The organism is Kordia periserrulae, assembly GCF_003054265.1.
Lineage (GTDB): Bacteria > Bacteroidota > Bacteroidia > Flavobacteriales > Flavobacteriaceae > Kordia > Kordia periserrulae.
The window spans coordinates 324,242-339,493 of sequence record NZ_QBKT01000005.1; the positions used below are offsets into that span (position 1 = coordinate 324,242).

Here is a 15,252-nt window from a genome sequence, read left to right on the forward strand (position 1 = left end):
TTTTTATATATTCCCAAAAATGTATTGTAAAATAACCCTATGAAAAGAACAACAATATGCTTAATGTGTTTGCTTTTCTTAAATATTTTTTCATGTAAAAATGATGAAACAATAGAAGAACCAATCGCAACTGAAGAACCAGTACCAGAGCCAGTAATTCCAGTAAACTTTGAAGAAAATTTTGGAAACGCTATCACGGCACGTTTTTTTGGACGTGTTGTAGACGAAGAAAATATGCCAGTACAAGGTGCTTCTGTTATTATCGGAAACACCATTACAACTACAGATATTTTTGGTGTTTTCTCAGGAAACGATACTACTGCTTTTGAAAAATTCGCCTATGTAACTGTTACAAAAGAAGGCTATATTAATGGTTCACGTACAGTAACTCCATCTGATACTGAAGTAAATTATATAGAAATCACATTACTCCGAGAAGATATTGTCACAACAATTAATTCTGGCGAAGAAAGTTTGGTAAGTTTACCTAACGGAGCAGAAGTCACCTTTGATGGAGATTTTATCAGAGAAAGTGGCTCACCGTACAACGGAGAAGTATCTGTTATATTGAAACATCTCAATCCTGACGATGAAAATATGGAAACCATGATGCCAGGAATGTTATTTGCGCAATCAGCAAGTGGAGAAGCAGTAGTTTTAGAAACTTACGGAATGCTTGCTGTAGAGCTTAGGAGTAGTTCTGGAGAAGAATTACAACTAGCAGAAGGAAGCAGTTCGCAAATCTCAATGCCAATTTCTATCAATACAAACAATCCGCCAACCATCATTCCATTATGGTATTTTGATGAGGAAGAAGGATACTGGAAGGAAGAAGGGCAAGCAACACTCATAGGAAATAAATATGTAGGAGACGTAACACACTTTTCATTCTGGAATTATGATTATCCATATCCAGCTATCAATTTATGCATCACATTAGTTGACGAAGACGGAAACCTATTACCCAATACAAACTTAGACATCTATTCACAGCTTCTAAACTCAACAGGAACCTATGGTTATACAAATAATTTAGGAGTAGAATGCGGTTTAGTACCCAAAGGAGAGCAACTTATAGTAAATGTAACAACGCTAAATTGCGAAAGCGGTCCACATATTATTGGTCCGTTTATTTCAGATGCAGATATTACCTTAACAGCATCTTCCTTAAATAATAACACAATTAGTATTACAGGAACTTTTGTAAACTGTGATGGAGAAAATGTTACCAATGGTTATATACAATTATTCATTGACGGAAATTCAGAAATAATTCCTGTTACCAATGGAACCATCAGTTATACAATGCCTTATTGTGGTGACTCTATGGAGTATTCTCTAAAAGGTGTAAATATTACAAACGCACAAGTAACTGAAGTTATCTCAGGAACATTTAATGGTAGTGACACATTAAACTTAAATACCCTAAGTTCATGTGCCAATTTTTCAGATTCTGATGGCGATGGAATTGTGGATACGTTTGAAGATATCAACGGAGATAACGATTTGACAAATGATGATACTGACGAAGACGGCATCCCAAATTACTTAGATGCAGATGATGATGGTGATGGCACAAATACAGCAGATGAAAATTATGATGGAGACAATGACCCAACTAATGATGACACTGACGGTGATGGAATACCTGATTATTTAGATGCGGTAGATGTAACTATATTTGATTCAGAAATTATTTCTACAGGTTGTGATCCAATCATCTTTAATATTGATGAAATAGCTTCACAATACGATAACCCAAATATGACGTATGCTTTTTATGAAACTGAAGCTGATGCCAATGCTGAAACCAACGTGTTGACTTCAACGTATGAAGTTCCATTCCTAGATTTTACTGAAGGTGATAATATTTATGTAAAAGTAACAAACACAATTAGTAATGCCAGCGCAATAGCTTCTGTGTATCTGTTTTTTGTCTATACTACAGATAGTGATAATGATGGGTTAACTGATTGTGAGGAAATCACTGGAGTTGACAATCCTGATACTATTGTAGTAGCAACAGGAACAAGTGACCCGAATGATATGAATGATCCTATTGATTTTACAGATACAGATGGTGATGGACTCACAGATTTGGAAGAAACTACAGGAATTGACAATCCGCTTACAGACATAGCACCCAATGGTACAAGCGATCCAAATAATTCGTGTGACCCAATTGGACTTGACCTAACTGACACAGATGAAGATGGATTAACCGATTGTGAAGAAACTACGGGAATTGATGATCCAAATACGCAATTATCACCGCCAGATGATGCAGATGGTCCAACAAGTGATCCCAACGATTCATGTGATCCAATAGAAATTAGCCCTTTAGTTGATAGCGATAATGATGGACTGACCGATTGTGAAGAAACTACAGGAAATGATAATCCAAATACAGTTTCTGTTGCCACAGGTGTAAGTAATCCGAATGATATAAATGATCCTGTAGATTTTACAGATACTGATGGAGATGGACTTACGGATATAGAAGAAACTACTGGAGTCGATAATCCAGTGACACCAGCAACACCCTCTGGAACAAGTGACCCAAATGATTCTTGTGATCCAATAGTATACAGCCCTTTAATTGATAGTGATAATGATGGATTGACAGATTGTGAGGAAACCACAGGGAACGACAATCCAAATACAGTTTTTATACCTCCTAGTATAAGTAATCCTAATGATGCTAACGATCCATATCCACAATCAGCTCCGGTGGTTTCTGTTACTTATTCACCAACAGTAAATGAAGATGTTGGGACTACAAGCGTACAGATATCTTTAAGTTCTCCTAGTACTAGTCCAAAATATTTTGAAATTTATCATACTTATCAGTTTGCTGACCCTTATGCTAGTTATGAATTAGATTATTTTATATATGCGGGCTCTATCACAATTCCTCCAGGACAAACACAAGCAGTAATTGCGGATGTAATAATAGTGAATGATACATGGGCGGAATCGAATGAACCCATAGAGATGCAACTTTTTGAAAAAATTCCAAATATTGATGGAGGCCTCACCTCAATATTTATCCAAGATACATCAATTACCATAATAGATGATGACAGCTTAGATGATTTACCTATGGGCGCCGGAACTATTTGTTATAATGGAGAGTTTAGTCTGTTTGATCTGTCAGATATGGACGCTTACTTTTTAAATGGAAATTCGGGAACGGTTACATATCATTCCACGGTTTTAGATGCAGTAAATAACATAAATCCTATAGGACCGCTTTATCAGTCTCACATTGAAGTGTCTGTTAGAATTGCATATGCAGATGGTTCAGTAGAAATATCACAAATATGGTTTACAGTTGCTTTTCCTCCTACATATTCAGGAAATGGAACCATTAGTTCCTGTGATAGTCTTTCAGGAAGCTCCAATGATGGAGTCTCTACATTCGATCTCACAAATGTAGAAACTGATATAACAATTAATAACATGTCTAATTTACAGATAATGTATTATGAAAGTCAAGCAGATGCAGATAATGAAACAAATCCAATAGCAACCCCTACTAGTTATACAAATACTGTTTCTGGAACACAAACTATTTATGCAAGAGCAACTAATATAGAAAATGGATGTACAAATGTCTTTAGCTTTACTATTTCGGTAGATGCTGGCTGTTAGCTTATGTTTAATAAAAAATAGAAAAGCATCTCACTAACGAGATGCTTTTCTATTTTAATTTAAATTTGAAAAAATATTTAAAAAATCAAGTAATATGATGAAAACGAAACCCGAACTTTTCAGCCCTCCAATCTTAAAAAGCCAGGAATCGTTTTCTCACCAAACTAACTGTTTTTTTTAGTTTATAGGTTTATAAGTTTATATGGGTTTATGTTGGTTTTCGACTTAATCTATGCGGTAGCTAAAGGTTTTTTAGTTTCCGAATACCAATCAATTTTTCGCGAAACGTACATGACAATTCCTAAAATGACAAACAATCCAATACTTCCTGCTAACAGTGCGTAACTTTCCAATTGAATAATCACATAAATAAAACTGTACAATGCGGTCAACGAAGTGCCAATAAATACAGGGAATTTCCAGTTTTTTAAAATGGATTTAGAATAGAGCGTAATCATGACGACGACCGCACTTCCTGCAATTACATAGGCTTTTACAAAACTACTGTGTTCTGAAATGGAGATGAGTAAGGTGTAAAACATCACCAACGCGAGTCCAATCATTAAATATTGAAACGGATGAATGGAAATTTTACTCAAAGTTTGAATGAGGAAAAACACCAAAAACGTCAATCCGATGACTAAAAAGCCGTATTTAGCAGCGCGTTCACTTTGATGATATTCGTCTAGCGGAATGATAAAATCGGTTCCAAACGCATAATGTGTCAAACTAGGCAATATCACAAAATACTGTTGTGAAAATGGACGATTGGTGTGCAATAATTTCCATTGCGCTTCAAATCCACCATTGTCAAGTTCGCGTTTATGTTGCGTAATAAAACTTCCCGAATGTTTCGGATGTTGCCAATCGGATGTCATTTGTACATTGGTCACTTTCCCAATCGGAACAAATTGCACGCTTCTGCTACCATTATACGAGAGCTTAAAATCAAAACTGCGAACAGCTTCTGACGGCACATCATCCAATGCAATAAATGAACTTTCAAGTGTGTCAATATGTGACTGATCTGAAGGCAAAGTTTCAAAATTATAGGCATTTCCATTCAAATTTAGCTTCACTTCACTTTTCAAGCCTTTTAAATTGGTGGTTTTAATAAGCAACGTCGCTTTATCCCAAACAATATCATCAGTAGCGACTGACTTTTCAGAGAAATTAGGAGTTTCAAAACTTCCCGAAGTCACAATATCAGCGCTAAAAACCGTAGTTTCAAAATTGTTTCGTTTTTTAGGAATTGTTTGTACGTCTGAATTAATGTCTAAGTCCTTCGGAAAAAAGTAAGCATAGTGTATTTGTGTTGTTCGTTGTTTCTCGTTTTTCTTAGTGATTTCGTTATATTGTATCGTTTCTGTATGTTTTTTGTACGGAACTTTTAAAATAGGACCATACAGTAAAATTTCATCTCCCCATTTTTCATTCAATTCACTTACGACGCCTTTTTGCCGTTCTTCTCGTTCTGTAATCAAATCTTGAATCAGCGAAAGCGGAATCATGAGTAATAAAGTCAACACGCCTGTAATGATAAATTTCGCGGTGATAGAGGTGGTAAACCAATGCCATACTTTTTTGTTTTTGTTTGTTTGATGTATTTCCATTTTTAATAGATTTAAAAGTACTTTGAATTTCAAAGTAAATAGATAAAAAAATAATTTGATGATATTAGGAGCAACCCCTAACGGTTTTTCTTTGATAGATTATTCACTTTTTTTAATCAACTTTTCAAGTGCTTCAATATGTTTTTTAAACTCCGCTTTTCCGAGTACTGTCGCGCTGTATCGTGTATTTGGCTTTCGCCCGATGAATTGTTTTTCCACCTTGATATATGCTACTTTTTCTAAGGCTTTGGTGTGACTTGCCAAGTTGCCATCAGTTACCGAGAGTAGATCTTTCAGCATTTTAAAATCTGCGTACTCATTCACCATCAAAATAGACATAATTCCTAGTCGAATTCGATGATCAAAAGCTTTATTTATGTTATTTATAATACTCACAATTACGCTGCTCTTCGTTCTAAAAGGACATACATCAATCCGCCATAAATGATGTGAAACACTCCAAAACCGATTGCCCAAAAATACAAACCATATCCGATATACTGTGTAGCAATCAACCCAAGAATGATATTGGCATAGCCTAAATACTTTACATGTCCAAACGTATATTTACTGGCATTGACACATGCCAGACCGTAAAAAACAAGCGTGGTTGGCGCTACGAGTCCCACAATTCCTTGCTGTAATAAAATCAATGTGAAAATTCCGCCAGTTGCCAGAGGAATTAAAAAATTGATAAGCAAGTTGATAGCAGTTTTATCAAAAATTCGTTCTCCGTTTTTGCGCGCTTTTCGTTGAGTTAACATAATTCCTGTTACAACGGCCAATATCAAAACTATTGCAGCAATCGTCATCAATTTAAACGTAATTGTTTCTGTCAATACAGATGTATCTCCAGTGTAAGAAGCGTTACGAGTTTCATAAGCGATGCTCAATTCTCTTCGGGCAAACCATGCGCCAACTAAGGCATACATTCCTGCCATGATGCCCGAAAGTCCACTCAATGAAATAAATCGGGAGGATTTGTTCATGAGATGCTTAATCTCTTTAATGTCTTTTAGATAGTCTGATGATGTCATATTAAAAGTACTTTGAAATGCAAAGTAAAATAAAAAAGTTGAATTGTACAACTAAAAAATTACATCAAAATGAAAAAAAGAAAAGTAGTGCTGGTCATTTGGAATGTAAATCAGAGAAAAATTCAGATTTTTTCTGATACATAAACAACGTTTTTTCTTAAATAAAAATGCAATGCGTATTTAATTTTCTCAAAATGAGCACTATTTCAAATCATTTCCATAAATTTAGAATCTTAACCTAAAATTGATTTGTTGAAAAGAGTTTTAAAATATCTCAAAGATATTGGGCGACTTGAACGTTTTGAAATAAATAACAGTAGCATCACTTTTTTACTTGCAGGACCGAGTACCTACATTTATGTAATGTTTATGTTACACTACAACCCCGATTTAATTATTCCGTATCGTGGCGAAATTGTATTTTCGTTATGGTTTGTTTTTGTTGGAATTCTTCCGTATTTTAAAAATACCTTTCTCGATGAAATTTACGGCTGGATTAGCTTTGCTAGTCTAATGATTTTTCAATATTATCTTACGTATACTACAGCGTTGAACGACTTTTCACTGGATTATCTTCTCGTAACGTATGTGTTTATTTTTGGAGCTGTGTTATTGTTGAGCAATCGTTTGTTGGTCGTTATTTTTAGTGCATTTCAGTTGATTCATTTGGCGTATCGTGTATATTATTCTGATTTGGATAGCATGTCCGAAAGTGCCATTTTAGTCTCCATGAGTACCATTTTTATCTTTTCTTTTTTGGTGATGAATGGATTGATTCGCTATCGAAAAAATTTAGAAGCGATTAATGTAGAATTGGAAAAGCGCATTCAGCAACGTACGGAAGATTTACAAACTCGTGCAAAAGAATTACTCCGAAAAAATAAAGATTTAGAAGAGTTTGCCTATGTAGTTTCACACGATTTAAAACGTCCGTTGCGCAATATTTATACCTTAACAGAATGGCTCACAGACGATACGGAGTACCAATTTAACCAAGAAACCAATCAAAGTTTGCAATTGATAAAAGAACAAGTAACGCAAATGGATTTATTGGTTGAAGGTATTTTGAATTATTCGCTGCAAATGGACAAAGAACGCAATGTGACTACTATTGACTCTCAAGAGTTGGTGAACAGAATTGCTACGGTAAACGCCAGCGATATGGTAAAAATTCACGTAGATGATACATTGCCAAAAGTGGTTTTTAACGAATCGCAACTGCTACAAGTATTTCAAAACCTGATACAAAATGCCATCAAACACAACGACAAAGAATTGGCGGAAATTCATGTGAACTATCAGCAAACAGCTGCTGGACATCAGTTTTCTATTCAAGACAATGGTCCGGGAATTGCAAAAAAATATCACAAGAAAATCTTTGAACTGTTCCAAAAACTAGAAGTCAAATCGGAAGTTGATTCTATCGGAATTGGATTGGCATTGGTGAAAAAAATCATAGAACGGAATGGAGGAAGTATTGCTGTAGAAAGTGAATTAGGCGTTGGAACTTCTTTTATATTTACCATTCCAACGGAAGTCAAATCCTGATTTTTACCAGTAGCGGCATTCATAATCATGACAAAAAATGTACTCCAAAATATAGGTTCTTTAAAACCGTTTGAAATACGCAATAGCTACATTACGCTAATTTTGGGCGCGCCGAGTACATACATCTATCTGGAAATCATAAAACATTACAATCCAGATATCATACTGCCTTTTTATGGAAATATTGTATTTGCCTTGATTTTCTTGCTTATCGGAATTTCAGCAAACTTTCGGGTGAAATTTATTTTGCAAAATTATGGTTGGCTGGTATTTGGTTCTACAATGGCTTTTCAGCATTACCTCACGTATGCTACGCATTTGAATAATTTTTCGTTAGATATTTTATTGGTGAATTATGTATTTGTTTTTGGCTCGGTATTGTTGTTGAGTAATCGAATTTTAGTATTGATTTACAGTTTTACAGAAGCCATTCACTTAGCGTACGTAGTATATATTTCTGATTTAGATGCCATGAGAGAAAGCGCCATATTGCTCTCTACGATGGCAATTTTTATCTGTGCTTTTTGGATGATGAACGGATTTATTCGCTATCAACGGAAAATGGAATTGCTGAATTCAACGCTGGAAGATACTGTACAACAACATACGTTAGATTTGGAGATTCGCGCCAAAGAACTGCTAGAAAAGAACAAAGACTTGGAAGAGTTTGCCTATGTCGTTTCTCACGATTTAAAACGTCCGTTGCGAAATATTTACACCTTAACCGATTGGCTTTCCGAAGATGACGACGAGCAAATAAACGCAGAAGCCATCAAAAGTTTGCAACAAATAAAGGGACAAGTCGCACAAATGGATTTGCTGGTAGAAGGTATCTTAAATTATTCATTACAAGCAGAACCTGAGCAATCGGTAAAGGAAGTCAATTTACACACTACCGTAAAGCGCATTGTAGATAGCTTGGCTGGCGAAAATGTCTCAGTTTCATTAGAAAAAAAGTTACCACGCGTTTTGTACAACGAATCGCAAATACAGCAAATATTTTTCAACTTACTGCAAAATGCCATCAAACATAACGATAAAGAACACATAGAAATTTCAATCGATTATGAAGTCAATAAACTTCAATACAAATTCTTTATCAAAGACAACGGTCCTGGAATTGCAGAAAAATATCATGGAAAAATATTTGAGCTTTTTCAAAAATTACAAACAGACGTACAAGAAGAAGCTATCGGAATTGGATTGGCGTTGGTAAAAAAAATTGTAGAACGCAACGACGGGAAAATTTATGTAAAAAGCACCGAAGGAAATGGCGCTACTTTTATATTTACGATTCCGAAAAAATAAATTGTATCAACCGTATGTATCGCAGAATTAATTGTGATAAAGTAATGTCGTTATGACATAAAATTCATACTTTTGAGTATTCCCTGTAATTCCTATCACAAAAAAAAAAATGAGCTTACTATTTCGTTTCAAACATTGGAGTATTCTTACAATTTGCATGCTTTTCTATTTTTTTATAAGCAGTGCTGTTGCTCAAAATCAAACTTCAAAAGTTGATGAAATTACTGCTTTTAAAACGGCATTGCAACAACTTTCTTTTAACGATGTGGTAGAAGAATATTACAAGTACAGAGTTGTAGATTCTACAAAAGCAGCAACCGTTATAGCGTATTTACGAACGAATTTTATCAATTCTGATGATGAAAACGAAGTCGCAGAAACCTATATCACCATGGCAAGCTGGCAGAAGAAAAATGATAGTTTGCAATCATCACTCACAAGCTTAAACATCGCAATTGAGAAGTTACAATCGTTGGATAACAAACCTTTATTATTTGAAGCACACAACAAAAAAGGAGTCTATTTATTCGAAAATGGCGAGAACGAAGTAGCACTAGAAAATTTCTTAACCGCATTTCAAATTGCCAGAGAAACAAACAATATCAAAGATGAACTGAGTGCGTCCAACAATATCATTCTTATTAAAATTCAAGCGTATGATAATTTGGGAGCCATCGATTTATATCTTGAAAATTTAAAGCGTATCAAAGCTTCAGGCGATGTAGCTTTGGAAAATAAAAAATTCCCCATATATCTCGGATTGACCAAAGCGTATATCAATTTGGAAAAATACCAAGAAGCCAGTCAATACGCGCATGAAGGTTTTGAGTTGAGCAAGCAAAAAAATATAGTGGCATATCAAGCGTATTTCACAACATTTTTAGGGGAAATAGCTTCTAATAATGGAAACTATACTGAAGCCAGTGCGTCGTTTAAAAGGGCAAAAGAATTGATAGATGAAGCGGGCGGAGACAAAGTGTTGGACATTTTTTTGAAATTGTACTTAGGAAAAAATTTTGCAGCACAAAACAAACACCAAGAAGCTATAAAAGTATTTTTGGAAGGAGAACAATTACTACAAAAAAATGAAGTCGATTTTCTAAGCATTCAAGAGTTGTATGTGGGTTTGGCTAAATCGTATTTAGCATTAGAAAACATTGAGCAAAGTTCAAAATACTTTGAAAAAGCATACGAAATTGACGTAAAAAATGACAAAACACGCGCGGTCATCAATTCGAGGATTATGCAAGATGAACTCGGTAAGTTGAAGGAGCAAATTACAGATTTAAGAACACGGTCGCAACAAACAAAATATTATTACGCTTTCGGCATCGGATTGCTTATTTTGGTGATTATTGGCTTGATAATGTATTACAAAAAACAACAACGCAACAACAAAAAGTTGTTTCAAAAGCTAATGTTAGCTTTGGAAGACAAACGTTTGCAGGAAAAAAATGCTGTGAACACAACTATAGAAGACATAGCAAAAAGTTCTGTTGGTGATGCATCAAAAGCTCCTGAAATAGACGAAACTACTGCTGAAATTCTTCAAAAGTTAGAAGAATTTGAAGCCAATGAAATGTTTTTAAGCAATGAAAGCACGTTGGTAGAAGTGGCGAAAAAATTACAAACCAACACCACCTACCTTTCCAAGGTCATCAATACGTACAAAGAAAAATCGTTCACAGCATATCTAACCGATTTACGGGTTGATTATGCCATTGAGCGTTTATCGAAAGATCGAAAATTTCGTTCATATACCATTGGTGCTATCGCACAAGAAATTGGTTTCAAACGCTCGGAATCTTTCTCTAAAGCCTTTAAAATAAAGACAGGTTTGTATCCGTCATACTTTATAAAAGAGCTTGAAAAACAATAGGTTATGATGTGTATTGCTCGCTTTTTATAAATTACGACTAGTATTATGAAAGGTAGCGCTCATTTTCTCGTTATCTTACAAACGACTACAATTTCGAAATACTACAAACGATATGAAAAAAGAAAGAAAATTACAGTTAACCTTAAAAAAGGTAAGCATCTCAAAATTACAAACTGTTATTGGAAAAGGTCTCGTTACGTCTATTGATCTTCCTTGTGCTGTATCTGAAAACTGTATTGTCAGTGTAATTTGTTCAGATCCAAATGCGGATTGTAAAACTTTTTTAACAGTATCAGACAGTCAAGAACGATGTTAATTTAAGCGGATGCACAAAATTTGAAGAAAACGAATTGAATTCCTTAAAAACGAAAACTCCTAAGAACATTCTTAGGAGTTTTTTTAGTGTAAAGAATTTTGTGATTTTTTTAGTGTACTAGTGAATTCTTATTCAATTCATTCTTAGCTTTTTCCAATGCAACAGGCATATCGCTATGGCAATTGCGAATGTAGTTTTACCAAAATTGCGCTAAAAAACATACATAAATTACGGGAAAACCGTTATTTTTGAACAATTACCTACCGCAACATATAAAACTGTATTCCTGTATGCCTCAAACAAAACGTATTACGCTTTTATTAGTATTATTTTGTGCAATACTAGGACACAAATCTTTTTCCAGAACAATAATTCAAGATAGTATTGCGCAATTTGATAAAGTTGCATTTCAGGATTCTTTGCGTGTGTTGGCGCCAAAGGAGTTTGTGAGATTGTTTACAATACAATATATAGAGGATAAAAATAAAGCTAGTGCAAGTCTAGAATACGTTATGAATGATATGCTCAATTCTAACGAACTTGAAATGCAGTTTTGGGGATATATTTCGTTAGCTAAATGGGAAAATTACAACACAAACTTCAACGAGTCTTTGGATTATGTTTTAAAAGCAACTCAAACAGCAAAGAGCATAAACTCTTTAGATTTGTTATTACGAACACATATTTATCAAGGGGATTTCTACTATGATGCTGGAAAATACAAGAAATCAATGGAAGCCTATTTAAAGGCAATGAGATATGCAAAAGAAACAAATCATGTAGGTCGGCAATTGGCTATTTCAAAAAATATAGCCTTATTGAAACTAGAAGTAGGCGATGCAAAAGGATCTGCAGATTTATTAGAAGGAACTCTTAAAATTCTAGAAGCGCAAAATTCACCAAAACTAAATAGATTAGAGGTAAGTATTTATATTGCGTTAACAAAATCCTATTTGCGATTGGGAGATTATGAGAAGTCTAAATACTACGGTACAAAGGGCTTGCAACTCAGCAATAAATATGGAGACGAAGATGCTAAAGCATATTTGTATAATTTTTTAGGAGAAACGAATATAGCTGTTGAGAAACTTCAAGAAGCGATGTTGTACTTAGACAAAGCACTAAACTATGCGAAAGAGATAGAAACTTCTAAATCTCAAATTCCTTTTATAAACCTAAATAGGGCAAAAGCTTTTTTTTACAAAAAAGACTATACAACGGCTATCCAAATTTTAGAAGCTATAGAAACGCATCAAAAACGTAAAAAAATAAGTTTTTTTAGTTTAGAAGATATGTATGAGTTTTTAGGAAAATCATATAAAGCCCTTGGGAATACTGAGAAAAGCCTTTTTTATTTTGAAAAAACAAATGAAGTATATACTGAAAATGATAAAAAGCAAAATGAAATAGGTCTTGAAATTATTAAAAAGTATGATTTACAGTCGTTGAAAGAAGAACTAAATCAGGCAGAACAAAAAACAGTAAAAACTAGAATCGTTTTATATGTTAGTATTTTTTTAGCGATTTTGGTTGTGATTGGTTTGGTATTATTCTATAAAAATCGCGAAAAGCGTAATCAACAAAAATTTGAATCCCTTTTACATTCGTTGGAAATAGAAAAAGAAAAAGCACTCTTGGCTAAAGAAGCAGCAATAAAGAAAGCTACAGAAGAAAAAATAATGATTGAAAAAGTTGTTCCTGATGAAACAACGGATAAAGAAGTTGAAATCATTGACGAAACAAAAGCCAAACTTTTAAAGAAACTCCAAAACTTTGAAGATAAAGAACTGTATTTAAGCAAAAACAGCAGCTTAAACGATGTAGCCAAAAAGTTAAAAACCAATACTTCGTATTTATCAAAATTGGTCAATGCGCATAAGGGGAAGTCCTTTACAGCATACATTACCGATTTACGGGTTAATTATGCCATTAGACGTTTAAAAGAAGATAAAAAATTCCGTTCCTATACCATAGATTCCATTGCCAGAGACATCGGTTTCAATCGTTCAGAATCGTTTTCGAGAGCCTTTAAAAATAAAACAGGACTATATCCTTCATATTATATAAAAAGACTTGATAGTCAGAACATTGAGTAGTGTTTTTTATACTCGTGATTTATGAATTTCTAGATGTATTTTTTAAAAAAACTATGCTTCGCATTTATATTTGAGCATAACTTATGAAACCAAATGATTTATGAAGAAAAAACAGATTCTCTCTAAACTCCAATTGCAAAAAACGACTATTGTATCCTTTAAAGCCATGAAAACTATTATGGGAAAATCACTTGTAAATGTAGATACGATTCCAATTTCAGTTGATGGCGTTACCTGTGTAACTTTAACGGATTGCCGAACACAAGATGGTCAGTATACCTGTATGTCTTGTACGGGTGATGAATGTACACGCCCAACGACCAGAACTGGTGATTCTCATGATTGTGGAGCAAATGATACCAAAGAAAACTGTCTAGATACTAGACGCTGTTAACATTTGAAGAAAACGATGTTAATTTGAGAAAGAGTTTACCTTGTGTAAGCTCTTTTTTTTTGTGGAAAAAAATAAAATATGTTTTATCTTAGGAGTTCATGAATCCCGCAGAAAACTACATTCTACAACAACCAGAACCGTACAAATCTATTTTGCTCGAATTGCAAGTAATGATAGAACATTTGCTACCAACCGCAGAACTGAAGTATAAATACAAAATTCCTTTTTACTATTACAAAGGCAAACCCTTTTGTTACTTCAACGCAAGTCATAAAAAGAAATTCGTAGATGTAGGTTTGGTCAAAGGTGGCGAAATTACGGTGCATACATCACACTTAGTGACTAAAAACCGCAAGCAAATGGCATCACTGCGTTACAAAGATGTTAAACACATCAATCAGAAAATTTTCTTCGATGTCATAAAAGAAGCCGCTAGTTTGTACTAACGGCTGTATATGATAAGGTCTACATTTCGACTGCGCTCCATGTGACACGATTTTGTTGTCTAAAACGTCTAAAACGTCGAAAAATCTATAAATCTAACAAGTCTAAAGAGCGAAGCGAATCTAAGAAAGTCTATAGCGCTTTAATCGTCTTACGAATCTTTACCAAATTGCTCAATAATTTTTCCAAATGGTCTAAATGAAGCATGTTTGCGCCATCGCTTTTGGCATTTGCAGGATCAAAATGTGTTTCAATAAATAATCCGTCTACGTTGTTCACAACGCCTGCACGCGCAATGGTTTCAATCATATCAGGTCTTCCGCCTGTAACACCGCTAGATTGATTTGGTTGTTGAAGCGAATGCGTTACATCTAAAACCGTTGGAGCAAACTGTTTCATGGTTGGAATGCCACGAAAATCAACAATCATATCTTGGTAACCAAACATCGTCCCACGATCGGTAATCCAAGCATTTTCATTGCCTGAATCGTGCACTTTTTTAACCGCGTGTTTCATGCTTTCAGGACTCATAAATTGCCCTTTTTTCAAGTTGACAACTTTTCCTGTTTTTGCCGCAGCTACCACCAAATCCGTTTGACGAACTAAAAATGCTGGAATTTGCAACACATCTACATATTGCGCCGCTTTGTCAGCATCAGTAACTTCGTGAATGTCTGTAATTGTTGGGATGTCAAAGGTCTCAGAAACCTTTTTAAGAATCGCTAACGCCTTTTCATCTCCAATACCAGTAAAACTATCAATACGACTACGATTCGCCTTCTTAAAGCTTCCTTTAAACACATACGGAATTTCAAGTTTGTCCGTAATTGTGACTACTTTTTCCGCAATGCGCAACGCCATATCTTCACTTTCAATAGCGCACGGACCTGCGAGTAAAAAGAAATTATCGGCGGTAGTATGTTTAATCTTAGGAATAGAACTGAGTTGCATAAATTGTAAATT

General features: G+C 34.5%; 12 protein-coding genes. 8 read left to right on the forward strand and 4 right to left on the reverse strand.

Annotation, left to right across the window (positions count from 1 at the left end; all coding sequences use genetic code 11):
- The first annotated feature begins 39 nt into the window (after positions 1–39).
- Positions 40–3,654, forward strand: coding sequence for a hypothetical protein (locus C8N46_RS12475; protein WP_146169812.1), 3,615 nt, complete (start codon positions 40–42; stop codon positions 3,652–3,654).
- 230 nt (positions 3,655–3,884) lie between these two features.
- Here the strand turns inward: C8N46_RS12475 and creD are convergent, their stop codons facing one another.
- From creD to C8N46_RS12490, 3 genes are all read right to left on the reverse strand, one after another.
- Entirely contained in the window at positions 3,885–5,267 is a 1,383-nt protein-coding gene (gene creD, locus C8N46_RS12480) for a cell envelope integrity protein CreD (RefSeq protein ID WP_108115231.1), read from the reverse strand.
- A 99-nt stretch (positions 5,268–5,366) separates the two neighbouring features.
- Positions 5,367–5,663 carry a winged helix-turn-helix domain-containing protein gene (locus tag C8N46_RS12485; RefSeq protein WP_108115232.1) on the reverse strand — a complete coding sequence of 99 codons (297 nt, stop codon included), beginning with the start codon at positions 5,661–5,663 and terminating at the stop codon, positions 5,367–5,369.
- A 2-nt stretch (positions 5,664–5,665) separates the two neighbouring features.
- Entirely contained in the window at positions 5,666–6,304 is a 639-nt protein-coding gene (locus tag C8N46_RS12490) for a hypothetical protein (RefSeq protein WP_170110084.1), read from the reverse strand.
- A gap of 252 nt (positions 6,305–6,556) precedes the next feature.
- Here C8N46_RS12490 and C8N46_RS12495 point away from each other — a divergent pair, with 252 nt between their 5' ends.
- The 7 genes from C8N46_RS12495 to C8N46_RS12525 all read left to right on the forward strand — a co-directional run bounded on the left by C8N46_RS12495 (position 6,557) and on the right by C8N46_RS12525 (position 14,291).
- A complete protein-coding gene (locus tag C8N46_RS12495; protein ID WP_108115233.1) occupies positions 6,557–7,852 on the forward strand; it encodes a sensor histidine kinase in 1,296 nt (431 codons plus the stop codon).
- Between the two features lie 27 nt (positions 7,853–7,879).
- Entirely contained in the window at positions 7,880–9,160 is a 1,281-nt protein-coding gene (locus tag C8N46_RS12500; RefSeq protein WP_108115234.1) for a sensor histidine kinase, read from the forward strand.
- A 109-nt stretch (positions 9,161–9,269) separates the two neighbouring features.
- Entirely contained in the window at positions 9,270–11,039 is a 1,770-nt protein-coding gene (locus C8N46_RS12505; RefSeq protein ID WP_108115235.1) for an AraC family transcriptional regulator, read from the forward strand.
- A 112-nt stretch (positions 11,040–11,151) separates the two neighbouring features.
- Positions 11,152–11,355 (forward strand): hypothetical protein, encoded by a 204-nt coding sequence (locus C8N46_RS12510; protein ID WP_108115236.1) that lies wholly within the window; start codon positions 11,152–11,154, stop codon positions 11,353–11,355.
- 290 nt (positions 11,356–11,645) lie between these two features.
- Complete coding sequence (locus tag C8N46_RS12515; RefSeq protein WP_108115237.1) at positions 11,646–13,451, forward strand: helix-turn-helix domain-containing protein; 1,806 nt, start codon at positions 11,646–11,648, stop codon at positions 13,449–13,451.
- Positions 13,452–13,551: 100 nt separating this feature from the next.
- Entirely contained in the window at positions 13,552–13,845 is a 294-nt protein-coding gene (locus tag C8N46_RS12520) for a hypothetical protein (protein ID WP_108115238.1), read from the forward strand.
- 98 nt (positions 13,846–13,943) lie between these two features.
- Entirely contained in the window at positions 13,944–14,291 is a 348-nt protein-coding gene (locus C8N46_RS12525; RefSeq protein WP_108115239.1) for a DUF1801 domain-containing protein, read from the forward strand.
- A gap of 130 nt (positions 14,292–14,421) precedes the next feature.
- On the opposite strand, the gene kdsA is transcribed toward C8N46_RS12525, so the two are convergent.
- The gene (gene kdsA, locus C8N46_RS12530) at positions 14,422–15,240 is read right to left on the reverse strand and encodes a 3-deoxy-8-phosphooctulonate synthase (RefSeq protein ID WP_108115240.1); all 819 of its coding nucleotides are present in this window, start codon (positions 15,238–15,240) and stop codon (positions 14,422–14,424) included.
- Positions 15,241–15,252: the final 12 nt, after the last annotated feature.

Bases quoted from the DNA above. Each gene is read 5' to 3' on its own strand.
- C8N46_RS12475 (WP_146169812.1), top strand. From the start codon at position 40: ATGAAAAGAACAACAATATGCTTAATGTGTTTGCTTTTCTTAAATATT.
- creD (WP_108115231.1), bottom strand. From the start codon at position 5,267: ATGGAAATACATCAAACAAACAAAAACAAAAAAGTATGGCATTGGTTT.
- C8N46_RS12490 (WP_170110084.1), bottom strand. From the start codon at position 6,304: ATGACATCATCAGACTATCTAAAAGACATTAAAGAGATTAAGCATCTC.
- C8N46_RS12500 (WP_108115234.1), top strand. From the start codon at position 7,880: ATGACAAAAAATGTACTCCAAAATATAGGTTCTTTAAAACCGTTTGAA.
- C8N46_RS12505 (WP_108115235.1), top strand. From the start codon at position 9,270: ATGAGCTTACTATTTCGTTTCAAACATTGGAGTATTCTTACAATTTGC.
- C8N46_RS12510 (WP_108115236.1), top strand. From the start codon at position 11,152: ATGAAAAAAGAAAGAAAATTACAGTTAACCTTAAAAAAGGTAAGCATC.
- C8N46_RS12515 (WP_108115237.1), top strand. From the start codon at position 11,646: ATGCCTCAAACAAAACGTATTACGCTTTTATTAGTATTATTTTGTGCA.
- C8N46_RS12520 (WP_108115238.1), top strand. From the start codon at position 13,552: ATGAAGAAAAAACAGATTCTCTCTAAACTCCAATTGCAAAAAACGACT.
- C8N46_RS12525 (WP_108115239.1), top strand. From the start codon at position 13,944: ATGAATCCCGCAGAAAACTACATTCTACAACAACCAGAACCGTACAAA.
- kdsA (WP_108115240.1), bottom strand. From the start codon at position 15,240: ATGCAACTCAGTTCTATTCCTAAGATTAAACATACTACCGCCGATAAT.